17 protein-coding genes are annotated in these 21,775 nt (G+C 63.5%); 6 read left to right on the top strand and 11 right to left on the bottom strand.

Annotation, left to right across the window (positions count from 1 at the left end; genetic code table 11):
• Positions 1-70: 70 nt before the first annotated feature.
• Entirely contained in the window at positions 71-691 is a 621-nt protein-coding gene (locus V1290_RS30360) for a flavin reductase family protein (protein WP_334367774.1), read from the top strand.
• Here V1290_RS30360 and V1290_RS30355 read toward each other — a convergent pair.
• Together V1290_RS30355 and yghU are read right to left on the bottom strand one after the other, a co-directional pair.
• Positions 688-1,440 (bottom strand): alpha/beta fold hydrolase, encoded by a 753-nt coding sequence (locus V1290_RS30355; RefSeq protein WP_334367773.1) that lies wholly within the window; start codon positions 1,438-1,440, stop codon positions 688-690. The two genes, V1290_RS30360 and V1290_RS30355, sit on opposite strands and share 4 nt — an antisense overlap.
• Before the next feature lie 15 nt (positions 1,441-1,455).
• Entirely contained in the window at positions 1,456-2,349 is an 894-nt protein-coding gene (gene yghU / locus V1290_RS30350; RefSeq protein ID WP_334367772.1) for a glutathione-dependent disulfide-bond oxidoreductase, read from the bottom strand.
• Between the two features lie 240 nt (positions 2,350-2,589).
• Between yghU and V1290_RS30345 the strand changes: the two genes are divergently transcribed.
• Positions 2,590-3,759 (top strand): aminotransferase class V-fold PLP-dependent enzyme, encoded by a 1,170-nt coding sequence (locus tag V1290_RS30345; RefSeq protein ID WP_334367771.1) that lies wholly within the window; start codon positions 2,590-2,592, stop codon positions 3,757-3,759.
• 72 nt (positions 3,760-3,831) lie between these two features.
• Here the strand turns inward: V1290_RS30345 and V1290_RS30340 are convergent, their stop codons facing one another.
• Positions 3,832-5,502 carry a flavin-containing monooxygenase gene (locus V1290_RS30340; RefSeq protein ID WP_442895024.1) on the bottom strand — a complete coding sequence of 557 codons (1,671 nt, stop codon included), beginning with the start codon at positions 5,500-5,502 and terminating at the stop codon, positions 3,832-3,834.
• Here V1290_RS30340 and V1290_RS30335 point away from each other — a divergent pair.
• From V1290_RS30335 to V1290_RS30325, 3 genes are all read left to right on the top strand, one after another.
• Positions 5,492-5,644, top strand: coding sequence for a hypothetical protein (locus V1290_RS30335; RefSeq protein ID WP_334367770.1), 153 nt, complete (start codon positions 5,492-5,494; stop codon positions 5,642-5,644). The genes V1290_RS30340 and V1290_RS30335 overlap by 11 nt on opposite strands.
• 86 nt (positions 5,645-5,730) lie before the next feature.
• On the top strand, positions 5,731-6,864 hold the full coding sequence (locus V1290_RS30330) for a nitronate monooxygenase (RefSeq protein WP_334367769.1): 1,134 nt from the start codon (positions 5,731-5,733) through the stop codon (positions 6,862-6,864).
• 142 nt (positions 6,865-7,006) lie between these two features.
• A complete protein-coding gene (locus tag V1290_RS30325; RefSeq protein WP_334367768.1) occupies positions 7,007-8,524 on the top strand; it encodes an acetyl-CoA acetyltransferase in 1,518 nt (505 codons plus the stop codon).
• A 64-nt stretch (positions 8,525-8,588) separates the two neighbouring features.
• Here V1290_RS30325 and V1290_RS30320 read toward each other — a convergent pair whose 3' ends face one another.
• The 8 genes from V1290_RS30320 to ltnD all read right to left on the bottom strand — a co-directional run bounded on the left by V1290_RS30320 (position 8,589) and on the right by ltnD (position 20,974).
• On the bottom strand, positions 8,589-10,328 hold the full coding sequence (locus tag V1290_RS30320) for a methyl-accepting chemotaxis protein (RefSeq protein WP_334367767.1): 1,740 nt from the start codon (positions 10,326-10,328) through the stop codon (positions 8,589-8,591).
• Between the two features lie 258 nt (positions 10,329-10,586).
• Positions 10,587-11,621 carry a helix-turn-helix domain-containing protein gene (locus V1290_RS30315; protein ID WP_334367766.1) on the bottom strand — a complete coding sequence of 345 codons (1,035 nt, stop codon included), beginning with the start codon at positions 11,619-11,621 and terminating at the stop codon, positions 10,587-10,589.
• A 258-nt stretch (positions 11,622-11,879) separates the two neighbouring features.
• Entirely contained in the window at positions 11,880-13,571 is a 1,692-nt protein-coding gene (locus V1290_RS30310; protein WP_334369219.1) for a methyl-accepting chemotaxis protein, read from the bottom strand.
• 221 nt (positions 13,572-13,792) lie between these two features.
• On the bottom strand, positions 13,793-15,820 hold the full coding sequence (locus V1290_RS30305) for a methyl-accepting chemotaxis protein (RefSeq protein WP_334369218.1): 2,028 nt from the start codon (positions 15,818-15,820) through the stop codon (positions 13,793-13,795).
• Positions 15,821-16,069: 249 nt separating this feature from the next.
• The gene (locus tag V1290_RS30300; protein ID WP_334367765.1) at positions 16,070-17,761 is read right to left on the bottom strand and encodes a methyl-accepting chemotaxis protein; all 1,692 of its coding nucleotides are present in this window, start codon (positions 17,759-17,761) and stop codon (positions 16,070-16,072) included.
• Between the two features lie 179 nt (positions 17,762-17,940).
• Positions 17,941-19,218: a 3-oxo-tetronate kinase gene (otnK, locus tag V1290_RS30295; protein WP_334367764.1), complete on the bottom strand. Its 1,278-nt coding sequence runs from the start codon at positions 19,216-19,218 to the stop codon at positions 17,941-17,943.
• A complete protein-coding gene (otnI, locus tag V1290_RS30290) occupies positions 19,215-19,997 on the bottom strand; it encodes a 2-oxo-tetronate isomerase (protein WP_334367763.1) in 783 nt (260 codons plus the stop codon). The genes otnK and otnI overlap by 4 nt, the downstream gene beginning before the upstream one ends.
• Positions 19,998-20,023: 26 nt before the next feature.
• Positions 20,024-20,974, bottom strand: a complete 951-nt coding sequence (gene ltnD, locus V1290_RS30285) for an L-threonate dehydrogenase (RefSeq protein ID WP_334367762.1) — start codon at positions 20,972-20,974, stop codon at positions 20,024-20,026.
• 80 nt (positions 20,975-21,054) lie between these two features.
• On the opposite strand from ltnD, the gene otnC reads away from it, so the two are divergent.
• Entirely contained in the window at positions 21,055-21,714 is a 660-nt protein-coding gene (gene otnC, locus V1290_RS30280; RefSeq protein ID WP_334367761.1) for a 3-oxo-tetronate 4-phosphate decarboxylase, read from the top strand.
• The last annotated feature ends 61 nt before the right edge of the window (positions 21,715-21,775 follow it).

The following is a 21,775-nucleotide window of genomic DNA, read 5'->3' as shown; positions in this document are numbered from 1 at the left end:
TTGTGACGCGATGGATTGCTTCTCTTCGCTCGCAATGACGGAAGTAGGCTCACCCCACCGCGAGTTCCCCATGCAATACGCCCCCAGCGACCTCAAACCCCGCGAGCGCTACAAGGTGCTCACCTCCTTCGTGCTGCCGCGGCCGATCGCCTGGGTGACGACGATCGGTTCGGCCGGCGTGGTCAACGCGGCGCCGTTCAGCTTCTTCAACGTGTTCTGCGAGGATCCGCCGCTCTGCATGTTTGCCGCCAATCTGCGGCCCGACGGCCGCGTCAAGGATACCGTAATCAACATCCGTCGAACGGCCGAGTTCGTCGTCAACATGACCGACGAGCCGTTGGCGCGGGCAATGCATGAAAGCAGCGGCGACTTTCCGCCCGAGGTCGGCGAGCCGGACTATCTCGATCTCAAACTGGCGCCCTCGACCAAAATCGCCGTACCGCGGCTGGCCGATGCGCCGTTTGCGATGGAGTGCAAGACCTGGAAGGAGATCGACGTCAACGGCGACCGGCTGTTGGTGATGGGCGAAGGCATCCACTTCCACATCCGCGACGAATTGTGGGACCACGCCGCGATGCGCGTGCATATGGAGCGCTATCACCCGATCGGCCGCATGTTCGCGGATCGTTACTGCCGGACCGACGACCGCGTGGTGTTTCCACCGGCGGAAGGGGCGAAGGCAGCGGTCTAATTTGGCCTATGCGCGCGCAGGAATGACCGGATCTGCCGCACCGCGAGCGGCACCCGCTCTTTCGGCTCCTTCCACGGAAACAGGCTGACTTCCGCGTTCGGCGCCAACAGCGCGCTCTCCATCGCAACCGCATAAGGATGCGCCGGGATGTCGTCGGGCAGGATCAGCACCGGCGTCTGACAGCTTCGCACAAAATCGCGCGTGACCGTGAAGACGAAATCCGGATCGGTGCGATACATTCGGGTCAGGAATTTCTCGGCCTGCTCCATCGTGATATCGTCCCGGCGTTTTGTCAGTTCCGGCGCCCAGCCGGTCATGTTGTTATTGTAAAACAGGTCGCGCATCTCGGGGCGCGAGCCCGAAGGCATCGCCAGCACGCCCGCCACAACGCGGTCCGGTGCGCGCTTGATGAGATTCCAGATCAAGGGACCGCCGATGCAGAAGCCCAGCACCATGAATTTGTCGAATCCCAGATGATCCATCAGCGCGAGCTGGTCGTCGGTGTGGGAATCCCAGGGACGGTCGATCTCAAGCGGGCCTGACGACTGACCGGGTGGCGCGTTGCGCAGGTCGTAGGCGATACAACGATATTCGTTGCCGAGCTCCTTGATGGCATTGAAGGGCGGATAGTCGCCGGTAATGCCGGAGATGTTAGAATTCAATCCGCCGCCGGCGATCAATAGCAGCGGAAAGCCGGAGCCGGCTTCCTCGTAGTGGATGCGAACCGGACCTTTCTCAAAAAAGCTCATCGCGTTCCCCTCGCCTCACCCCTTTGCCGGGTCGCCGATCTTGTCCTGCGTCTTGGTATCGAAATCACTCGCGTCATGCCGCTCGTGCAACTGGCTTGCCGGATCGCCGGAGATGCGGTTGACCATGCGCCCGCGCTTCACCGCCGGGCGTTTGGCGATCGCGTCGGTCCAGCGCTGCACGTTCCTGTATTCGTGCACCGAGAGGAATTCGCCGGCGCCGTAGACCAGACCCTTGGCCAGCGCGCCGTACCACGGCCAGGTCGCCATGTCGGCGATCGTGTATTCGCTCCCTGCGAGATATTCGTTATCGGCCAAACGCCGATCGAGCACGTCGAGCTGGCGCTTCACCTCCATGGCGTAGCGGTCGATGGCGTATTCGATCTTGGTCGGCGCGTAGGCGTAAAAATGGCCAAAGCCGCCGCCGAGAAACGGCGCGCTGCCCATCTGCCAGAACAGCCACGACAGGCATTCGGCCCGCGCCGGCCCGCTGGCCGGCAAAAACGCACCGAACTTTTCGGCGAGATGCATCAGGATCGCACCGGACTCAAACACCCGGATCGGCGTCGGTCCGCTGCGATCCATCAGTGCGGGGATCTTCGAATTCGGATTGACAGCGACAAAGCCGCTGCCGAACTGGTTGCCGTCGATCTTGACCAGCCAGGCATCGTACTCCGCACCGCTGTGGCCAGCCGCAAGCAGCTCCTCGAACATCACGGTGACCTTGACGCCGTTGGGAGTAGCCAGCGAGTAGAGCTGGAACGGATGGCGGCCAACCGGCAGCTCCGCCTCATGCGTAGGGCCTGCGATCGGGCGATTGATCGCGGCGAACCGGCCGCCGCTTTCCTTGTTCCAGGTCCAGACTTTCGGCGGCACGTATTCGGCGGGATCGTTAACGGGGGCGTCGGTCATTGGTTTGGCTCCAGGCTGATTCGAGCCGTCTCGCGATTGCGTGATCTGTCGCGCGGCGGCCGCCGCAATCCATGTAAGATTTCGTATCAGCACTGCAACCAAACAAAAAGCGCGCAAAACTCAGGGGAGGAATGCGCTATGTTGCGAAAGCAAGTGTAGGGCAATCGGAGCAATGCTCCTGTGGCTGGCGTAGCCGAGATCGGCCATAATGGATGTGCCGCCAGCAAAGAGACCATCCAAATGCTCCCATCACAGCGCGCCCTGTTCGAGATACCGCGCCAGATCTGCTACCTGAATGCCGCCTCCTACAGCCCGCTGCCGATTCGAACGCTGGAGGCCGGCCGCGCCGCGGTTCTCCGCAAGGGCATGCCGTGGACGATCGAGGCCTCCTTCGCCAACCAACAGCATGAACGCGCGCGCCTTGCTGCCGCCCGGCTGATCAATGCCGAGGCCGCGGATATCGCGCTGATTCCCTCGGTCAGTTACGGCGTCGCGACCGCCGCGAAGATGCTGCCGATCGCCCGCGGCACGCGCGTGATCGTGCTGCAGAACGACCACTCCTCGCCGGTGCTCGAATGGCATACGCGGGCCGAGGCGGAAGGGTTCGCCGTCGAGACGGTTCGGCAACCCGACGATGGCGATTGGACGTCGGCGGTGCTTGCCGCGATCGAACGATCCGGCGCACCACCGGTCAGCCTGGCCTCAATCTCATCCGTGCACTGGTCGGATGGTGGGTTGATCGACGTCGACAAGGTCGGCACGGCACTCCGGCAACGAGGCGCTGCCTTTCTCGTCGATGCGACGCAAGGCACTGGCGTGCTAACGACCGACGTGAAGCGTCTCGACCCGGATTTTGTGATCTTCCCGACCTACAAATGGCTGCTCGGACCCTACGGCCGCGCCTTTCTCTATGTTGCAAAACGCCATCAAGGCGGTATCCCGCTCGAGCAGACCGCCTCTGGCCGTCGCAACGTGCGCGCCGAGAACGCGGTCTATTTCACGGATGTCAGTTACGTTGGCGATGCGCGGCGCTTCGACATGGGCGAGCGCGATCATTTCATCTCGATGGAGATGGCCTCGATCGGCATGGAGATGATAGTCGAATGGGGAGCGCCGGCTATCGTGCAGCGTCTCACGATGTTGACGGAGCGGATCGCGCAAGCCGTGCGCAGCATCGGCGTCCACGTTCCCGAACCTCATCTGCGGGCGCCGCATATAGTGAGCCTCGCCTTCAAGGGCGGAATGCCGGCGGGCCTCGTCGAAGGACTGGCAAGCGAAGGCGTCTATGTCGCAACGCGGCTGGGGCGCATGCGTGTGTCGCCGCACGTCTATAATGACGAAGCCGATGTCGACCGGTTCGTTGAGGTTTTGACGCGGCGGCTGCGGAGTCCGTCATTGCGAGGAGCGTAGCAACGAAGCAATCCATTCTTCTTTCTTTGCGTGGTAAGGTGGATTGCTTCGCTGCGCTCGCAATGACGGCGATTACGAGGCCGCCGCCTTACGCGGCGCCTCCGCCCGCTCCATCACAAATCCTTGATAGCCCTTGGCTGCGACGTCGTTGCAGATCTGCCGGTAGGGGCCGACGCCGCCGATATAGGGCATGAAGATGCGCGGCTTGCCGGGGACGTTGGCCCCCATGTACCAGGAATTGGCCTGCGGATAGAGCGTGGTGTAGGCGACCTCGTTGACATGGGCGACCCATTTGTCCTCGGCTTCGGTGGCGGCCTCCATCGTGTCGAGCCCGCGATCGCGCATGTAAGCGAGACAGTCGGTGATCCAGTCGACATGCTGCTCGATCGACACGATCATGTTGGACAGCACCGACGGGCTGCCGGGGCCGGTGACGATAAAGAGGTTGGGAAAGCCTGCGCTCATCAGGCCGAGATAGGTGCGCGGGCCCGCGGCCCATTTCTGGTTCAGCGTCTGCCCGTCGCGGCCCTTGATATCGATCTTCGCCACCGATCCCGTCATCGCGTCAAAACCGGTCGCCAACACCAGAGCGTCGACTTCGTAGTTTTTGCCGGCCACGCGCACGGCGTTTTCGGTGATCTCTTCGATCGGATTCGACTTGATGTCGACCAGCGTCACGTTTGGGCGGTTGAAGGTCGCGAAATAATCGGTGTCGATGCAAATGCGTTTTGAGCCGATCGGATGGTTGTTCGGCTGCAATAGTTTTGCCGTTTCCGGGTCCTTGACGATGCCTGCGATCTTCTCGCGGACGAAATTCGCAGCGGTGTCATTGGCAGTCTTGTCGAGCGCAAGATTGTTGTAGACCGACATGAAGGTAAGCCCGCCGTGATTCCAGCGCGCCTCGTACTTCGCACGGCGCTCGTTGTCGCCGTCATCGAGCGCGCCGCGGTCGGGCATCTCGGTATAGATGCCGTTCTTCGCGACCTCGCGCGCGAAGCGCCGGATCTCGGGATAGTTGGCGCGAAATTTCTGCCGCTCCTGTTCCGTCAGCGGCGCATTGCGGGCGGGAATCGAGAAATTTGCGGTGCGTTGAAATACCGTCAGATGGCTGGCCCGTTCGGCGATGACCGGCACCGACTGAATCCCCGACGATCCCGTGCCGATGACGCCGATGCGTTGGCCGGTGAAATTGACTTCCTCATGCGGCCAGTGGCCGGTGTGGTAGACCTTGCCCGTGAACCGATCGAGACCCTTGATGTCGGGCATTCGCGCGTTCGACAGGCAGCCGGTGGCGAGCACGACGAATTTTGCTGACACCGTTTTGCCGTCCGAAGTCGTTACCGACCAGAGGGAGGTCGCCTCGTCGAACTCGGCACGATCGACGCAGGTGTCGAACTGGATGTCCCTTCGCAGATCGAAGCGGTCGGCGACGTGGTTGGCGTATTTCAAAATCTCCGGCTGCGGTGCATAGCGCTCGCTCCAGTCCCACTCCTGCTGCAGCTCTTCCGAGAATGAATAGGAATACTGCATGCTCTCGACGTCGCAGCGCGCGCCGGGATAGCGGTTCCAGTACCAGGTGCCGCCGACGCCCGAGCCCTGCTCGTAGACCCGCGCCGTCATCCCCTGCCCGCGCAACCGGTGAAGCATATACATGCCGGCGAAGCCCGCGCCGACCACGACGACGTCGTAGGCCTCGGGCAATTTGGCGGCGGCGGACGGCATGGCGGACATCATGGCGGACATGAAGACGGGCTCCCTGAAACGTTCTTTTTGGTTGATTGGCAGCATTCTCTCGATAGCAGCAAAGCGCAAGACGCAAATCGGCGGCCGTGCTCTGCATATTTTGCGAGATGGAATTGCAAGCCCTCCTCAGGAGGAGGAGTGAGGCCGCTTGGCATGCAAGGCTCCGATGGGCTAGCGTCGCGCGGAAAGCCGAGCAGCAATCTGGAATGCTGCCGCCGGGAGGTCACCATGAAATCGCCAATCTGCGACATGCTGGGAATTGAATTTCCCCTGTTCGCTTTCAGCCATTGCCGCGACGTCGTTGCCGCCGTCAGCCGCGCCGGCGGGTTTGGCGTACTGGGAGCGACCGCGCATTCGCCCGAGACGATCGAGCAGGAATTGAAATGGATCGACGATCACACCGATGGCAAGCCCTACGGGCTCGACGTGCTGATCCCCGAAAACACTTCGACCGCGGGCGAAAAGGACGTCACCTGGAAGAGCCTGGAGGCGCGGATTTCGCCGCAGCATCGCGATTTCACCCGCAACCTGCTGAAGAAATACGGCGTCGAGTTGACGACGACCAATGTCGCCGACAACCAGCCGCAGCCGTTCGACGCGCAGCGCGCGCTTGACGTGCTCGAGGTCTCGTTTCGCCATCAGATCAAGCTGATTGCGAACGCGCTCGGCGTGCCGCCGAAACAGATGATCGACATGGGCCGCAAGCATGGCGTGCCGGTGGCGGCGCTCGTTGGTTCGAAAGAGCACGCGCTGCGGCAGGTCGCTGCCGGCGTCGATATTTTGGTTGCGCAAGGCACCGAGGCCGGCGGCCATTGCGGCGAAGTCTCGACCATGGTGCTGGTGCCCGAGGTGATCAAGGCGATCAAGCCGGTCCGCGACGTGCCGGTGCTGGCCGCCGGCGGCATCATGACAGGTAAGCAGATGGCGGCCTGCATGGCGATGGGTGCGGCCGGCGCCTGGACCGGCTCGGTGTGGCTGGCGACGGTGGAATCGGAGACCACGGAAATTTTCCGCGAGAAGATGATCGCCGCATCCTCGCGCGACGCGGTGCGCTCCAAGGGTCGCACCGGCAAGCCGGCACGACAATTGCGGTCGGTCTGGACCGATGCATGGGACCGCGGACCGGATAGCCCCGGCGCCTTGCCGATGCCGCTGCAAAGCATCATCAGCCGCGACGCCTTCAACTCGATCGACCGCGCGGCCGCCGCCGGCAATGTGCAGGCGCGCGATCTCGTGACTTACTTCGTCGGCCAGGGCGTCGGCCTGATCGACAGCGTGAAGTCGGCCGGCGCAGTGGTGCAGGAGTTCAAGGAAGATTTTGCCGACGCGGTGGAGCATATGAACATGCTGATGGAGGAGTGACGGCTCTCACCCCGTCATTGCGAGCGAAGCGAAGCAATCCATAGCGCAACATGTGGAGGTATGGATTGCTTCGTCGTTGCGCTCCTCGCAATGACGGAACAACAAGTTACGAATTGATCGATCGAAAGCGAAACAAGAAGAAATGTCGAACAACTCCCCCCTCTCCGAAGACCGCATTCCCGTCATCGTCGGCGTCGGCGAAATCGTCGACCGGCCAAGGGACATCGCCGCCGGCCTCGAACCGCTGGCACTGCTCGAGCAGGCGGTGCGGCGCGCGGAAGCCGATAGCGGCGCAAAACTGCTCGGCGAGCTCGGCTCGCTCGACGTCGTCAATTTCCTGAGCTGGCGCTACCGCGATCCCGAGAAGCAGCTCGCAGCAAAGCTTGGTGCTGCGCCGGCGCATTGCTATTACGGCCCGGTCGGTGGCGAGAGCCCGATCCGCTACATTCACGAAGCCGCAAAGCGCATCGCGCGCGTCGAGTGCAGCGTGGCGGTGGTCTGCGGCGCGGAAGCGCAATCCACCGCAACCAAGGCCGAGCGCGGCGGCATCGCCCTGCCATGGACGCCGTTCGCCCATGACGTCGAGGAGCCGAAGCGCGGCGCGGCGTTTCAGAAGCCGATGGCGGTGAAGCTCGGGGTGTTCCGCCCCATCACCGTCTATCCGCTCTATGAGTCCGCCACGTCAGCGCATTGGGGCCAGACGCCGCGCGAGGCGCTCGCCGAATCCGGCGCGCTGTGGTCGACCTATTCGAAAGTGGCGGCGGAGAATCCAAATTCGTGGCTGAAGAAGCGTTTTGCACCTGAAGAGATCATCACGCCGACGCCGGAAAACCGATTGATCGCCTGGCCCTATACAAAACTAATGGTGGCCAACCCGACCGTGAACATGGGCGGGGCTGTCTTGCTGACGTCGCTAGCGAAAGCGCGCGCGGCCGGCGTGGCCGAGCAGCGGCTGGTCTATCCGATCGGCGGCGCGTCGGCGGAGGAGCCGCGCGACTATCTGGTGCGCGACCAGTTTTACGAAAGCCATCCGCAGAACGCGGTGCTGAAGGCGGTGATGGACCTGGTCGAGGGCGACGGCAGGAAATTCGATGCCATCGAGCTCTATAGCTGCTTTCCCTGCGTACCCAAGATGGCGCGGCGGACACTCGGCCTGGGCCCCGACGTGCAGCCGACGGTGACCGGCGGCCTCACCTTCTTCGGCGCGCCGCTCAACACGTATATGACGCACGCGGCTATTGCGATGGTGCGGAAGCTGCGCGAAGGCGGCAAGCTCGGCCTGCTCTACGGCCAGGGCGGCTTCGTCACCAAGCATCACGGACTGGTATTGTCGCGCGAAGCGCCGAAGGGACCGCTCGCCCAGGACACCAGCGTGCAGGCCGAGGCCGACCGCAACCGCCGCCCGGTGCCGGATTTCGTCACCGAGGCCTCAGGCAAAGGCAAAGTCGAGAGCTTTACCGTGATCTACAAGGGCAAGGGCGAGGTCGAGCACGGCGTCGTGATGCTGCGCACCGAGCAGGATGCGCGGGCGCTGGCGCGTGTGCCCGCTGGTGACGCAGCAACGCTCAAGCATCTCTTGAACATGGACCAGACGCCGGTTGGGTCGGTCGGCGATATCGTTGCCGCGGATGATGGCGTGCTGGAATGGCGGGCAGGATAGTCCTCGTGTCCCGGACGCGGTGCGGCGCGCAGTACTGCGCTGCGTCCGGGGCACGATGGGACCATCACGCCGCCCGCACCGTATCCAGGAACTTGCCGACCTCGAGCTTGAGGCGGTTCGAATCGGCAGAGAGCGACTGTGCCGCCGAAAGCACCTGCGCGGAAGCCGAGCCGGTCTCGCTCGCCCCGCGTTGCACGTCGGTGATGTTGGCCGAAACCTGCTGGGTGCCGTCGGCCGCCTGCTGCACATTGCGGGAGATTTCCTGGGTTGCCGCGCCCTGCTCTTCCACGGCGGCCGCGATGGTCGAGGCGATCTCGGCCAGCCGTTCGATGGTGCCGCTGATTTCCTTGATCGCGCCGACGGATTCGTGAGTCGCGCCCTGGATGCCTGATATCTGCTGACTGATCTCGCCGGTCGCCTTGGCGGTCTGCTCGGCGAGCGCCTTCACTTCCGACGCCACCACCGCAAAGCCGCGGCCGGCCTCGCCCGCGCGCGCCGCCTCGATGGTCGCGTTGAGCGCCAGCAGGTTGGTCTGGCCTGCAATGGTGTTGATGAGTTCGACCACGTCGCCGATGCGCGCTGCCGCCTTCGACAATTCGCTGACGCGATCGTTGGTGACGCGCGCCTGGTCGACGGCTTCACCCGCCATCCGCGCCGACTCCTGCACCTGACGGCTGATCTCGTTGACCGAAGACGACAGTTCCTCGGTCGCCGATGCAACCGACTGCACGTTGGTGGTCGCCTCCTCGGAAGCAGCAGCCACCGTGGTCGTGACCTGCTGCGCGCGCTCGGCCGTCGCGGTCAGCGTTTTGGCCGAAGCTTCCAATTCGGTCGAAGCCGAGGATACGGTTTCGACGATCTCGCCGACCGCCGTCTCGAAGGAATCCGCGAGGCGGACCATTTCGGCCTTGCGCTGCTGGGCGGCGATCTGGTCCTGCCTGATCTTGGCTTCCGCCTCGTCCCGGGCTTTCTGCTCGGACACGACCTTGAATTTCTCGACCGCGCCGGCGACTGCGCCGAGCTCGTCCTTGCGCCCGAGGCCCGGCAGCACCACCGCGAAATTGCCGCCGGCGAGCTCGTCCATCGACACGCTCAGCGCACGCATCGGGCGGCCGATCATGAAGAACGAAAATATGCTGGTTCCGATCAGCAACAGGATCGTGCAGAGACTGATTGTCATCGACATCTGCTCGGCCGCCGTCATTTCGCGGGCGGCTTGGGCCTTTTCCTTCTCTACGCTCTGCTTGGCGAACTCGGCGATCTGGTTGGCAAGCGATTCGAGTTCGGCCGCGATCGGCAGCGTGACCTCGCGCGCGGTGCGGACTGTCTCCTCATTCAGCTTCGCGATTCGAGCTGCGGCGTCGGGAGCGCCCTCTGCGGCAATCGCTTCGCCTCGCACCTTCACGATCTGCTGAGCTTCCTTAACGTAATCAGAAGCCCTCGTCTTGAGCTTCTCGATGCGTGTGCGATTTTCGGCGGCGTGCGACAGTTTCAGCATCTCCTCGGTGAGGTGACTAACCGATTTCAGCCCGGCGGCCAGATAATCATTGGCTCTTTGCAAATGCGCCGAACTGTTAGCGAGGCGAATATCGCGAACGCCGGTCTGCATGCCGTTAATCGACGCCTTCGCATCCACCGCATCCCGCGCGACCGCCTGCTGCGCCGACACACCAACGTCGAGATCGCGCATTGCCGCATTTGCCCGCATTTGATTGATCGCCATCGCGCCAACAAGCAGAACGCCGAGGCCCGAGGCGATGCCGAGCTTGGCGCTGATCGACAGGTTCAGGATGAAGCGGGACATGGCTTTGCGTCCTTCAAATGAAACGACCCGGGGAAATCACAGCGATGCCGTTGTTTCCCGCAGAGCGGGATCACGGTGAAGAAGTGCCGGGCCAATTTGGGACGAGCCGGTTCGTTGCGAACGAAAGGCTCCTGCGGCGGCATAGCCACAGAGCGGCACCCATGACCGTCAGGCTTTCATACGATGGTTAACCAGCGTCTAAGGCGGCACGGTCCGGGAACTGGTAGTATTACGGAAGCGCGGCGCGCTTTATCGCCATCACGTCGGATTGTCCGTCTGCTTGCGGGCTGCCGACAGCGTCTGCTGCGGTGTTTCGCCAAACAACTCGCGATAGAGCGCGGTGAACTCGCCCATGTGCCAGAAGCCGTTCACGAGCGCCACCGCCTTCACCGACTGCACCGATGCGCCGCGCACCAGTTGTTGTCGTACATTCCACAGCCGCCGCAGCCGCATGTAGCGGTGCATGCTCATGCCGCGAATGGCAACCACGGCGTTATGCAGCGTCCGCACCGAGACCCCGAGTTGCCGCGCCACGTCGGCGCTGTACAACGTCTTGCCGGCGCTGTCAGCCACGAACTCGTCGAGCTTTCGGACCAGCGCCAGATAGTGGCTCAGACTGAGGCGCTTGGCTTCGGGTGTGGGCGATGCCGCAGCCATCGCCAGATCGACCGCCTGCAGAATCGATTCTTCAACGTGCTCGATCACGTTCGGCTGTGCGAAGCTATTGGGCGAATGCGAAGCGAGCGTCAGGACATCGCGAACCGTCACCCGGAGTGCCTCGCATCTATCCGGCAGCGTCGCGATCAATTGAGCGCTATCGGCATCGCCTGGCCAGCCGCGATCGTCGATGGAAGCAAAATTCAAAAGCGTCACCAGATTGGCCCGCTGCTCCACGATCTCACACGTCGCGGTACCCTTGACCAGGAGCAAGGCCGGCGCGCGGGCTTCAACGCCGTTGATGATCAACGAAGCCGCATCGTCCATCGTGAAGCCGACGATCGCACCGGTCGTGGAATACTGCATCTGCAGAATTCGAGGGAACGTCCGCTGCAGATGGACCGAACAGGACTTAAGCTTCAACGAGGCGAAAGCGGCGGCGAAGTCCTTGGCGTCGATCGGAATGCTCTTGGCATCGCCCAGTCCTTCGATGCTCCGGAAACGATCGACGTCCAGAGACCGGCTAATCTTTACGAACTCAGATTCAACTAGTTCATCAAGCAACGACACGCGGCGGTCATCCGAGCCATCGGTAGCGATCCACGGCAGATCTTCTGGCACCAGACCTTTTGACATCAAATCGTCACGATGCCTTTGCGTCTTACCACTTTTTCCCGATTACGGAAGTTCGTTCGCCACATTTGCTCCAAGTTTCGCTCAAGGCGATTGATCGGCACGTGCCGCAATCGCAATTTTGCGATCTACGGATGTCTCCCGTTCCTCTTGCAGCCGAAAAGCCGACGGCTCTGACAATTCGCGTTTCTGATTCGGATCGCCAGCGATCGCGAAGCCGGCATCAGGGGCCGGCTTCGAACCGAATCGTAGGTACGAGGATCAGGCTGCCCGCACCGAGTCGAGGAACCGGCTGACCTCGAGCTTGAGGCGGTTCGAGTCGCCTGACAGCGATTGCGCCGCCGCAAGCACCTGCGAGGACGCCGATCCGGTTTCGCTGGCGCCGCGCTGCACGTCGGTAATGTTGGAGGACACCTGCTGGGTGCCCATGGCCGCCTGCTGCACGTTGCGGGAGATTTCCTGCGTCGCGGCGCCCTGCTCTTCCACGGCCGCCGCAATCGTCGACGAAATCTCCGACAGCTTCTCGATGGTGCCGCTGATCGCCTGGATCGCGTTCACGGATTCCTGGGTAGCGGCCTGGATGCCGGTGATCTGCTGGCCGATTTCGCCGGTGGCTTTTGCGGTCTGCTCGGCCAGTGCCTTGACCTCGGAGGCCACGACCGCGAAGCCGCGGCCGGCCTCGCCGGCGCGCGCCGCCTCGATGGTGGCGTTGAGCGCAAGCAGGTTGGTCTGGCCGGCGATGGTGTTGATCAGTTCGACGACGTCACCGATGCGGGTTGCCGCCTTCGACAATTCGCTGACGCGGTCATTGGTCGTGCGGGCCTGCTCCACGGCGTCGTTGGCCATCCGTGCCGATTCCTGCACCTGGCGGCTGATCTCGGTGACGGATGACGCCATCTCTTCGGTGGCCGACGCCACCGACTGCACGTTGGTCGAGGCTTCCTCGGAGGCCGAGGCGACCGTTGTCGCAAGTTCCTGCGCGCGTTCCGCGGTCGACGTCAGCGTGCCCGCCGACACCTCGAGTTGGCTGGATGCCGACGACACGGCTTCGACGATCCGGCCGACTGCTGCCTCGAAATCGTCGGCCATCTTGCTCATATCCGCCTTGCGGCTCGCCACGGCGCGGGTCTCGGCCGCGTGCTGCTCGGCCTCCAGCGAGTGGCGGGCAACGGCATTGCTCTTGAACACTTCGACGGCCTTGGCCATCTCGCCAACCTCGTCGCCGCGCCCGATGCCGGGCACCTCGACGGCAAGGTTGCCGCTCGCGAGATCGTTCATCGCAACCGTCATCCGCTGCAGCGGACCGGTGACGCTACGCGCCACGAAGATCGACACCACGAGCGTAAATAGCAGGACTACGCCGGCAACGATCAGCGAGCGCTGGGTCGAGGCCCAGGTCTGCGCCGTCAGGTCGTCGATGTAGACACCGGTGCCGACGACCCAGTTCCACGGGGCGAAGCCGACCACGTAGGACAATTTCGGCTGCGGCTTGTCGAAGCCGGGCTTCGGCCATTCGTAGGGAACAAAGCCGGAGCCGTTCTTTCTGACGGTATTGACGAAATCGACGAACAACAGGTTGCCGTTGGGATCCTTGTAGGCCGAAAGATCGTTGCCGTTCATCTCCGGCCTGATCGGATGCATCACCATTTTCGGATGCATGTCATTGATCCAGTAATAGTCGTTGTTGCCGTACCTGAGCGCCGCGATCCGCGCCATCGCCCGCTTCTGGGCATCGGCGTCGGAAACGCCGCCCTTCTGCGCCGCGGCATGCTCTTCCTTGATGATGCCGAGTGCGAGTTCGCCGAGGTGGCGCAGCTCGATCTGCTTCTGCTGGTTCAAGCTCGATGCCAGTTCGCGCGAATCGAGAAAGGCGATGCCGAGGAAGCCGGCAAAGCTCAGGCAGATGAGGGCATAGATCTTTCGGCCAACCGTCAGCTTGGCCCGGCTTATCATTCCAAACATGCTTGATCTCCCACGCGACGACGGTGGTCGTCAGCCCCACTGCGCGGAATCGTATATGTCAGGCGCTTTCTACCCGTTAATTTTGCAGTCAGTAGATATACGGGGTTTTAACCATGCCCGCGGCCAGCGAATCCCGCCGGTTCCGGACGCAAAAGGCCCGCCCTGGTTTAGGGGCGGGCCTTCCTGGGCCGCCTCTGCGGCGTGCTGGCGGCTTACGCCGCCCGCACCGAATTCAGGAACTTGCCGACCTCGAGCTTGAGGCGGTTGGAGTCCGACGACAGCGACTGGGCCGAGGAGAGCACCTGCGTCGAGGCCGATCCGGTCTCGCCAGCACCGCGCTGCACGTCGGTGATGTTGGCGGAGACCTGCTGGGTGCCGCGGGCCGCCTGCTGGACGTTGCGGGAGATTTCCTGGGTTGCGGCACCCTGCTCTTCCACGGCGGCCGCAATGGTGGAGGATATTTCCGACAGCTTCTCGATCGTGGAGCTGATCGCCTGGATCGCACCGACGGACTCCTCCGTCGCGGCCTGAATGCCGGTGATCTGCTGGCCGATCTCGCCGGTCGCCTTCGAGGTTTGTTCCGCCAGCGCCTTCACCTCGGATGCCACGACGGCGAAGCCACGGCCGGCGTCGCCGGCACGGGCGGCCTCGATGGTGGCGTTGAGCGCCAGCAAATTGGTCTGTTCGGCGATGGTGTTGATGAGTTCGACCACCGCGCCGATGCGGGCCGCCGCCTTCGACAATTCGCTGACCCGGTCATTGGTGGTGCGGGCCTGATCGACGGCCTCATTGGCCATCCGCGCCGACTCCTGAACTTGACGGCCGATTTCGGTGATCGACGACGCCATCTCCTCGGTGGAGGAAGCCACCGACTGCACATTGGTGGAGGCTTCCTCGGAAGCCGCAGCCACCATCGTGGTCAGCTCCTGGGCGCGTTCGGCGGTAGCGGTCAGCGTGCCGGCGGCGGCTTCGAGCTCGGTCGAAGCCGACGACACCGTGTCCACGATTTCGCCGACCGCACCTTCGAAATCGTCGGCGAGCTTGATCATTTCGGCCTTGCGCCGCTGCGCCGCGACCTGGTCCTGCTGGACCTTCGCCTCGGCTTCCTCGCGCGCCTTCTGCTCGGCGTTCTCGCGGATGACCGTCACCGTCTTGGCGAGGTCGCCGATTTCGTCGCCGCGGCCGGCACCGGGAATCTCGACGTCGAGATTGCCGCCGGCCATCTCGCCCAGCGCACCGTTCAGCCGCGTCATCGGACGCGCGACCCCGAGGAAGGAGAATGCCACCGAGGCGATCAGCGACGCGACGACGATGATCGCCATGATCAGGTTGATGCGGTTGGCGCGCTCGGTATCGGCCATAACCTCGTCTTTGGAGGTCCTGGCATCCTTTTGCGCGGCCTCGACGGTTGTTTCCATCAGGTCGGCGACATCTGCGGCGGCCTTGACGGTGCGGTTGGCGATGATGTCGTTTTTGACCTGCTCGGTCTTTACCGCTTCCTCATTGGCGGCCAGGAAGCGCTTGACGGTCGAGGAAAGGTTGCTGACCACGACCAGCAATTCCCGGTCATCGGCCTCGCCGCGCAGTTTGTTGAACACGTCCTTCAGCGAGGCCTCGGTCTTGGCCATCTCCGAGACCAGGTTGGCATCGCCGGTTGCGCCGAGCTTCCAGGCGGCAGCCCGCAACGCGTTCACCTTTCCATCGGCCTGAAATAGCAAACGCTCGATCTCGAGGCGGTTGTCCAGCTTCGCCATGGCCGGCAGCTTCAACTGGGCATCGACCGCCTTGGTCCATTCTTCCGAGATGACCGAGCGCTTGTCGATCTGCGCCAGCAGCGTGATCTGCGCTTTGGCGAGATCTTCCACGGCGGCGGTAAAGCCTTCCATCAAGGTCTTGATCTTCTGCAGCCGTTCCCTGGCATCCGGCCGCGGCGCCATCGCCAGCGCCGCCTCCAACTCCTTCGCCCCGCTCGCCTTGTAGCGCTGCAAATCGGCAACGGTCTTCTCGACCTCTGCAGAAGTCCTCGCCAGCCTGACATTGCCGGCGGCAAGCTGAATCTTGCGCAGGTCGATATGGGCGGAGAGCGAGTTGTCGGCCACTTGCTGCGACCGGGCGGCGCGCTCGCTGGCCTCCTCGATCCTCGATTCGGTGACCATCTGGTTGGCGACCATGCCGATCGCCAGCAGGACGCCGACCGCCCCGGCCAAGCCCAGTTTGTATCCGATACGGTTGAGCTTGATCATGTCGACGACCCCAATTTCTTCTGAATCAGTTGTCCGGATGTGGAATTTTACGACGCAAAGGAACCGGCAACCTTTGCGCGCGAATCCCGGAAGATGCGGCGCAGCGTAGCGGGGACCGGTTAATTTCCGCTTGCGTGAGACTACGGGCATCCAATCGGGTTGTAGATGCGCCATCTTCGCGCCAAGCGCGAAAAGACCCGGCGCGCTTCCGCGAGCCGGGTCTTTTCGTCGACGGTCGCCCGGTTGTCAGGCTGCCCGAACCGACTCCAGAAACTTGCCGACCTCGAGCCTGAGGCGCTGGCTATCGCCCGAGAGCGACTGCGCCGCCGATAGCACCTGCGAGGAGGCCGCACCGGTCTCGCTGGCGCCGCGCTGCACATCGGTGATGTTGGTGGAGACCTGATGGGTGCCGCGGGCGGCCTGCTGCACGTTGCGGGAGATTTCCTGGGTCGCGGCGCCCTGCTCTTCCACGGCGGCCGCAATCGCCGAGGAGATCTCCGCCAGCCTTTCGATGGTGCCGCTGATTTCCTTGATCGCGCTTACGGAATCCTGAGTCGCGCCCTGGATGCCGGCAATTTGCTGGCTGATCTCGCCGGTGGCTTTTGCCGTCTGTTCGGCCAGCGCCTTGACCTCCGACGCCACGACCGCAAAGCCGCGGCCGGCCTCGCCGGCGCGCGCCGCCTCGATGGTGGCGTTGAGCGCCAGCAGGTTGGTCTGGCCGGCGATGGTGTTGATCAGTTCGACGACGTCGCCGATCCGGCCCGCCGCCTTGGACAATTCGCTGACCCGGTCGTTGGTGACGCGGGCCTGACCGACGGCATCGGTCGCCATCCGCGCCGAAGCCTGCACCTGGCGGCCAATCTCGGTGACCGAGGAAGAGAGCTCTTCGGTCGCCGAGGCCACCGACTGCACGTTGGCGGAGGCTTCGCCGGAAGCCGAGGCCACGGCCGAGGTCAGCGTCTGCGAGCGCTCGGCGGTCGCCGACAGCGTGCCGGCCGACGCTTCGAGCTGCGTCGAAGCCGAGGATACCGTCTGCACGATCTCGCCGATCACGCTTTCGAAGTTGCGGGTGATGCCGTCGACCCGCCGGCCGCGCTCGATCTTGGCTTCGGCGTCGGCGGCGGCAGCCTCGTCGGCGGCTTTCTTGGCACTCAGCGCTTCCTTGAATACCTGCAAGGTATCGGCCATCGCGCCGATTTCGGTTTTCTCGCCCTGATGCGGCACCTCCGCACTCAGATCGCCCTTACCCAGCGCCTGCATCGGCGTGACGATGGAGGCAATGCCGCGCGAGACGTCGCGAACCAGATAGGCGCTGATGCCGACGCCGATGATGACGGCGGCGCCAAGGATCAGGGCAAGCATCATGAGAGCGGCGGTGTAGCTGTCGGCCGCCTCCCTTGCCGCCTTGTCCGCGCCGGCATTGTTCAGATCGATGCTCTTCTTCAGGACGGCGTCGGCATCGAGGCTGATCTTGTTGACGGTCGTGGTATTCAGGTCGTGGGCCTCGGTCGGGATATTCCCAGCCGCCTTGCGCGACAGTTCCATGACCTCCTGGGTGCCCTTCCGGTATTTGTCCCACAGCCTCGACCATTCGGCATACAGCGCACGTTCCTCCGCCGAGGTGATCAGCGGTTCGTACGCCGCGCGGATCTTGGTGTTGCTTTCGGTGACGGTGGCGAGCGTTTTCTCCATCGAGAGCTTCTCTTCCAGCGTCTCGGACAGCATGTGCTCGCGGATCACGTTGCGGTAGGTGATGGTGCCGGCGCGCAGGTCGCCCAACACGCGGATACTCGGCATCCAGTTGGTCGCGATATCGACCGTGTTGGCGTTGATGGCGCGCATGTTCTTCACCGCGAGCAGACCCATGCCCGCCATCGCGACGAGCAGGAAGGCGACCACGGTGATGATCTTGGTGCGGATCGAATAGCGGGCGAGCATGGGTGGAATCTCTTGGTTTTGGGCGCGCGGGACGCCGTCTGGGAAAAGGCCCGGAATTTGGAAAGGAAGGATGCCTGGCGGATATCAAACCCGACGCTTCCTCAGGTTGAGTTAATACGCGTCGGTACAAATACCTACGCGACAGTTCTCACCAGGAAATGAATGTCGGCTTGAAGCGATCAGCGCATCAGCTTCAAGGCATCGGAGAAAAACTCCGTCCCGCCGAAATTGCCTGATTTCAGTGCGAGCAGCATCTCACCGTCCTCGGCGCCGACCGCGCGCAAAACCGGCACGCCTGCAGCGATTTCTTCGCCGACGAGAAAGCCCGGAATCCTCAGCCGATCGACGACGGCGCCCGACGTTTCACCACCGGCGACCACCAATCGCCGCACGCCGGTGCGCACCAGGCCTTCGGCGATATCGGCCATCGCCTGCTCGATGGCATGTCCGGCTGCATCGCGGCCATGCCGAGATTGCAGAGCTGCAACCTGGTCCGGAGTCGAACTGCTGGCGATCAGGATTGGACCATCGCTGATCCGGTCGCTCGCCCAGGCCAGCGCCCGGCGCGCCTCTGCCGGCCCCGCGATGATCTGCTCGGGATCGAGATGCAGCACAGCCATGGTCTTTTCGGCATTGGCAATCTGCGCCAGCGTCGCCTGCGAACAGCTCCCTGCAAGACACGCCGCCGGTCCCCCGACCGGCACGCCGGAGACCGCGCCCGCGGAAGCCGCTTTGACCTTGCCGGAGGTGACCAGTGCCCGGGCAAGGCCAAGTCCGATGCCGGATGCGCCGACGGACAGGCGGTGATCCAGCGCAACGTCGCCGATGGTTTCCAGATCGCGGTCAAAGACCGCATCGATGATGGTCGCGCCGATACCCTTTCCCGCCAGCTCCGCAAGACGTCCGCGAACCGCCTCAGCGCCGCGCGTGAGCGTCGCGAGGTCGACCAGCCCGACCTGGGTCCGGCTCTGGCGCGCCAGCACCCGCACCAGATTGGAATCATGCATCGGATTGAGCGGATGATCCTTCAGCGGGCTTTCGTTCAGCGGCACGGAGCCCACGAACAGATTGCCCTGATAGACAGTGCGGCCGGTTTCCGGAAAAGCCGGCGTCACCAGCACGATCGCCTCGCCGCAGTCGGCGCGCAGCGCGTCCATCACCGGGCCGATATTGCCGGCATCGGTGGAATCGAAGGTCGAGCAGATCTTGAACAGCACGTGGCCGGCGCCGCGGCCGCGCAGCCATTTTTCGGCGGCGCGCGAACGGTCCACCGCAACACCAGCCTCGATCGAGCGGCTCTTGAGCGACACCACTACCGCATCGACTTCAGGCAGCGCGAGATCGTCCGGCGGAACGCCGATGGTCTGCACCGTGCGCAGCCCCTGACGCGTCAGCGTGTTGGCGAGATCGGAAGCGCCGGTGTAGTCGTCGGCGATGCAGCCCAAGGACAGTTTCACGGCTTTGCTCCGGCATAGGGCTTGAACCAGCCGAGTCCATCGGTGGTCTTGCCGCGCGGGTTATATTCGCAGCCGACGAAGCCGCCATAGCCGAGCCGATCGAGCTCAGTGAACAGGAACGGATAGTTCAGCTCTTCGCCGTCGGGCTCGTTGCGCGAGGGAATGCTGGCGATCTGGACATGGCCGATGATGGGCATCATCTCGCGCAGCCGCATGGTGACGTCGCCGTGAATGATCTGGCAGTGATAGATATCGAACTGCAGTTTCAGGTTCGGAATCTTCAGCTCGGTAATCAGGTCGCGTGCGAAGCCGAAATCGTTGAGGAAGTATCCCGGCACGTTGCGCGGATTGATCGGCTCGATCACGACATCCAGCCCATGGGGCGCGTAGAACTCGGCTGCCCACACTACCGACTTGTAGAATTGTTCGACGGCCTTCGTGCTGCTGCGATCGGCTATACCCGCCATCAGATGCAGCCGCTTGACGCCAGTCGCCTTCGCGTAAGGCAGTGCGGTCTCCATGCTTCGCTTGAGATCGTCAAAGCGCTCCGGCAGCGCGGCAAAGCCTTTTTCGCCGGCGTCCCAATTACCCGGCGGCAAATTAAACAGCGCCTGCGTCAGGCCGTTCTTTTTAAGCCGCTCGCCGACGGCGTCTGCCGGGTGATCATAGGGAAACAGGAATTCGACCGCGGCAAATCCCGCTCTTGCCGCCGCATCGAAGCGATCGAGGAACGGGACCTCGGTGAACATCATGGAGAGATTGGCGGCAAAACGCGGCATCGAAGGTCCCCTTCTTGATCTTGCTCTTACTTCGGCTCGCCCGGCAGATGCGTGCCGGTGACTTTTGCATACATCCGCGCCACCGAGGCGTCATCGTCGCGGCCCATGCCGGCGGCTGACGTCATCAGGAACATCTGCAAGGCGGCAGCGGAAACCGGCACCGGGAATTTCGCCGAGCGCGCCATGTCCTGGATGATGCCGAGATCCTTGACGAAGATATCGACCGCGCTGCGCGGCGCATAATCGCCGTCGAGCACATGCGGCATGCGGTTCTCGAACATCCAGGAATTGCCGGCGGAGGCCGTGATCACCTCGTAGACTTTTCGGATGTCGAGGCCCTGCCTGGCGGCGAATGCGATCGCCTCGGAAGCGGCGGCGATGTGGACGCCGGCCAGCAACTGGTTGATCATCTTGAATGCGGCGCCCTGGCCGGCGGCGTCACCGAGCTCGTAGAGCTTTGCCGCCATCGCGTCCAGCGCCGGGCGCGCTTTGGCAAACGCGGCCGGACTGCCGGATGCGAGGATGGTGAGTTCGCCCTGCGCCGCGCGCTGTGCGCCGCCGGAAATCGGCGCGTCGAGGTAGTGCCGGCCGGTTTCTTCCAACTGTTTGGCGAGACGCCGCGCGACATCGGGGTCCATGGTGGCGGAGGAAATGAATACCGCGCCTTTGGCCAGCGTTTCCGCGACGCCATTGGCGCCAAACAGGATGGCCTCGGTTTGCGCGGCGTTGACGACGACGCTGACGACGATGTCGGCCGATTTCGCGGCTTCCGCCGGCGTTGTGGCGCCCTTGCCGCCATCGGCGACGAACCGCTTGACCGTGTCAGCCGAGACGTCGCAGCCGGTGACTTCGAGGCCGGCGCGGCGCAGCGAGGTCGCCATGCCATAGCCCATCGAGCCCAGCCCGATGACGGCGACGCGCGGTTTGGCGGATTCTGGCATGCGGCGGTTCCTCGATGGTTTCTGTTCAGCGGCCATTCGGCCGGCGGCTTGGCCTTGCGTATCACGGCTTGGCCGCGCTGCCAAAGCGTGAGACAAGGCGGAAAAGAGGTCGGTCCATGAGCGAAACAAGGATCCGCGAGGAAATCTGCCGCTTCGGCCGCTCGCTGTTCGAGCGCGGGCTGACGCCGGGCTCCTCCGGCAATATCAGCGTGAAACTCGACGACGGCGGCTGGCTGGTGACGCCGACCAACGCCTCACTCGGCTTCCTCGACCCGGCCCGAATGTCACGGCTCGGGCCCGACGGACGGCTGGTATCCGGCGACGCCCCGACCAAGGAAGTGCCGCTGCACACCGCCCTCTACCAGACCCGCAATGCGGCGCGCGCCGTCGTGCATCTGCATTCGACCCATTCGGTGGCTCTGTCGATGCTGCCCGAGATCGACCCCCGCGCCGCGCTGCCGCCGATGACGGCCTATTACGCGATGAAATGCGGCCACACCGCGCTCGTGCCCTATTATCGGCCCGGCGATCCGGCCGTCGCCGACGCCATCAAGGGACTGGCCGGGAAGTACTCCTCCGTGCTGCTCGCCAATCACGGGCCGGTGGTGTCGGGTGACACGCTGGAAGCGGCAGTGTTTGCCATGGAGGAATTGGAAGAGACGGCAAAACTCTATCTGCTCCTGCGCGGGTTGAACCCAAGGTATTTGTCGCCGGCGCAGGTGAAGGATTTGACGAAGAAGTTTGGGCTGACGCTGCCGGAGCATGGACACTCGTAGGATGGGTAGAGCGCAGCGAAACCCATCATCTCTCCGCGGAATGGAATTGATGGGTTTCGCT

The organism is Bradyrhizobium sp. AZCC 1578 (assembly GCF_036924675.1).
Taxonomy (GTDB): Bacteria; Pseudomonadota; Alphaproteobacteria; order Rhizobiales; family Xanthobacteraceae; genus Bradyrhizobium.
Note: the sequence above shows the minus strand (reverse complement) of the source record. Positions and strands in the feature narration are given on the sequence as shown.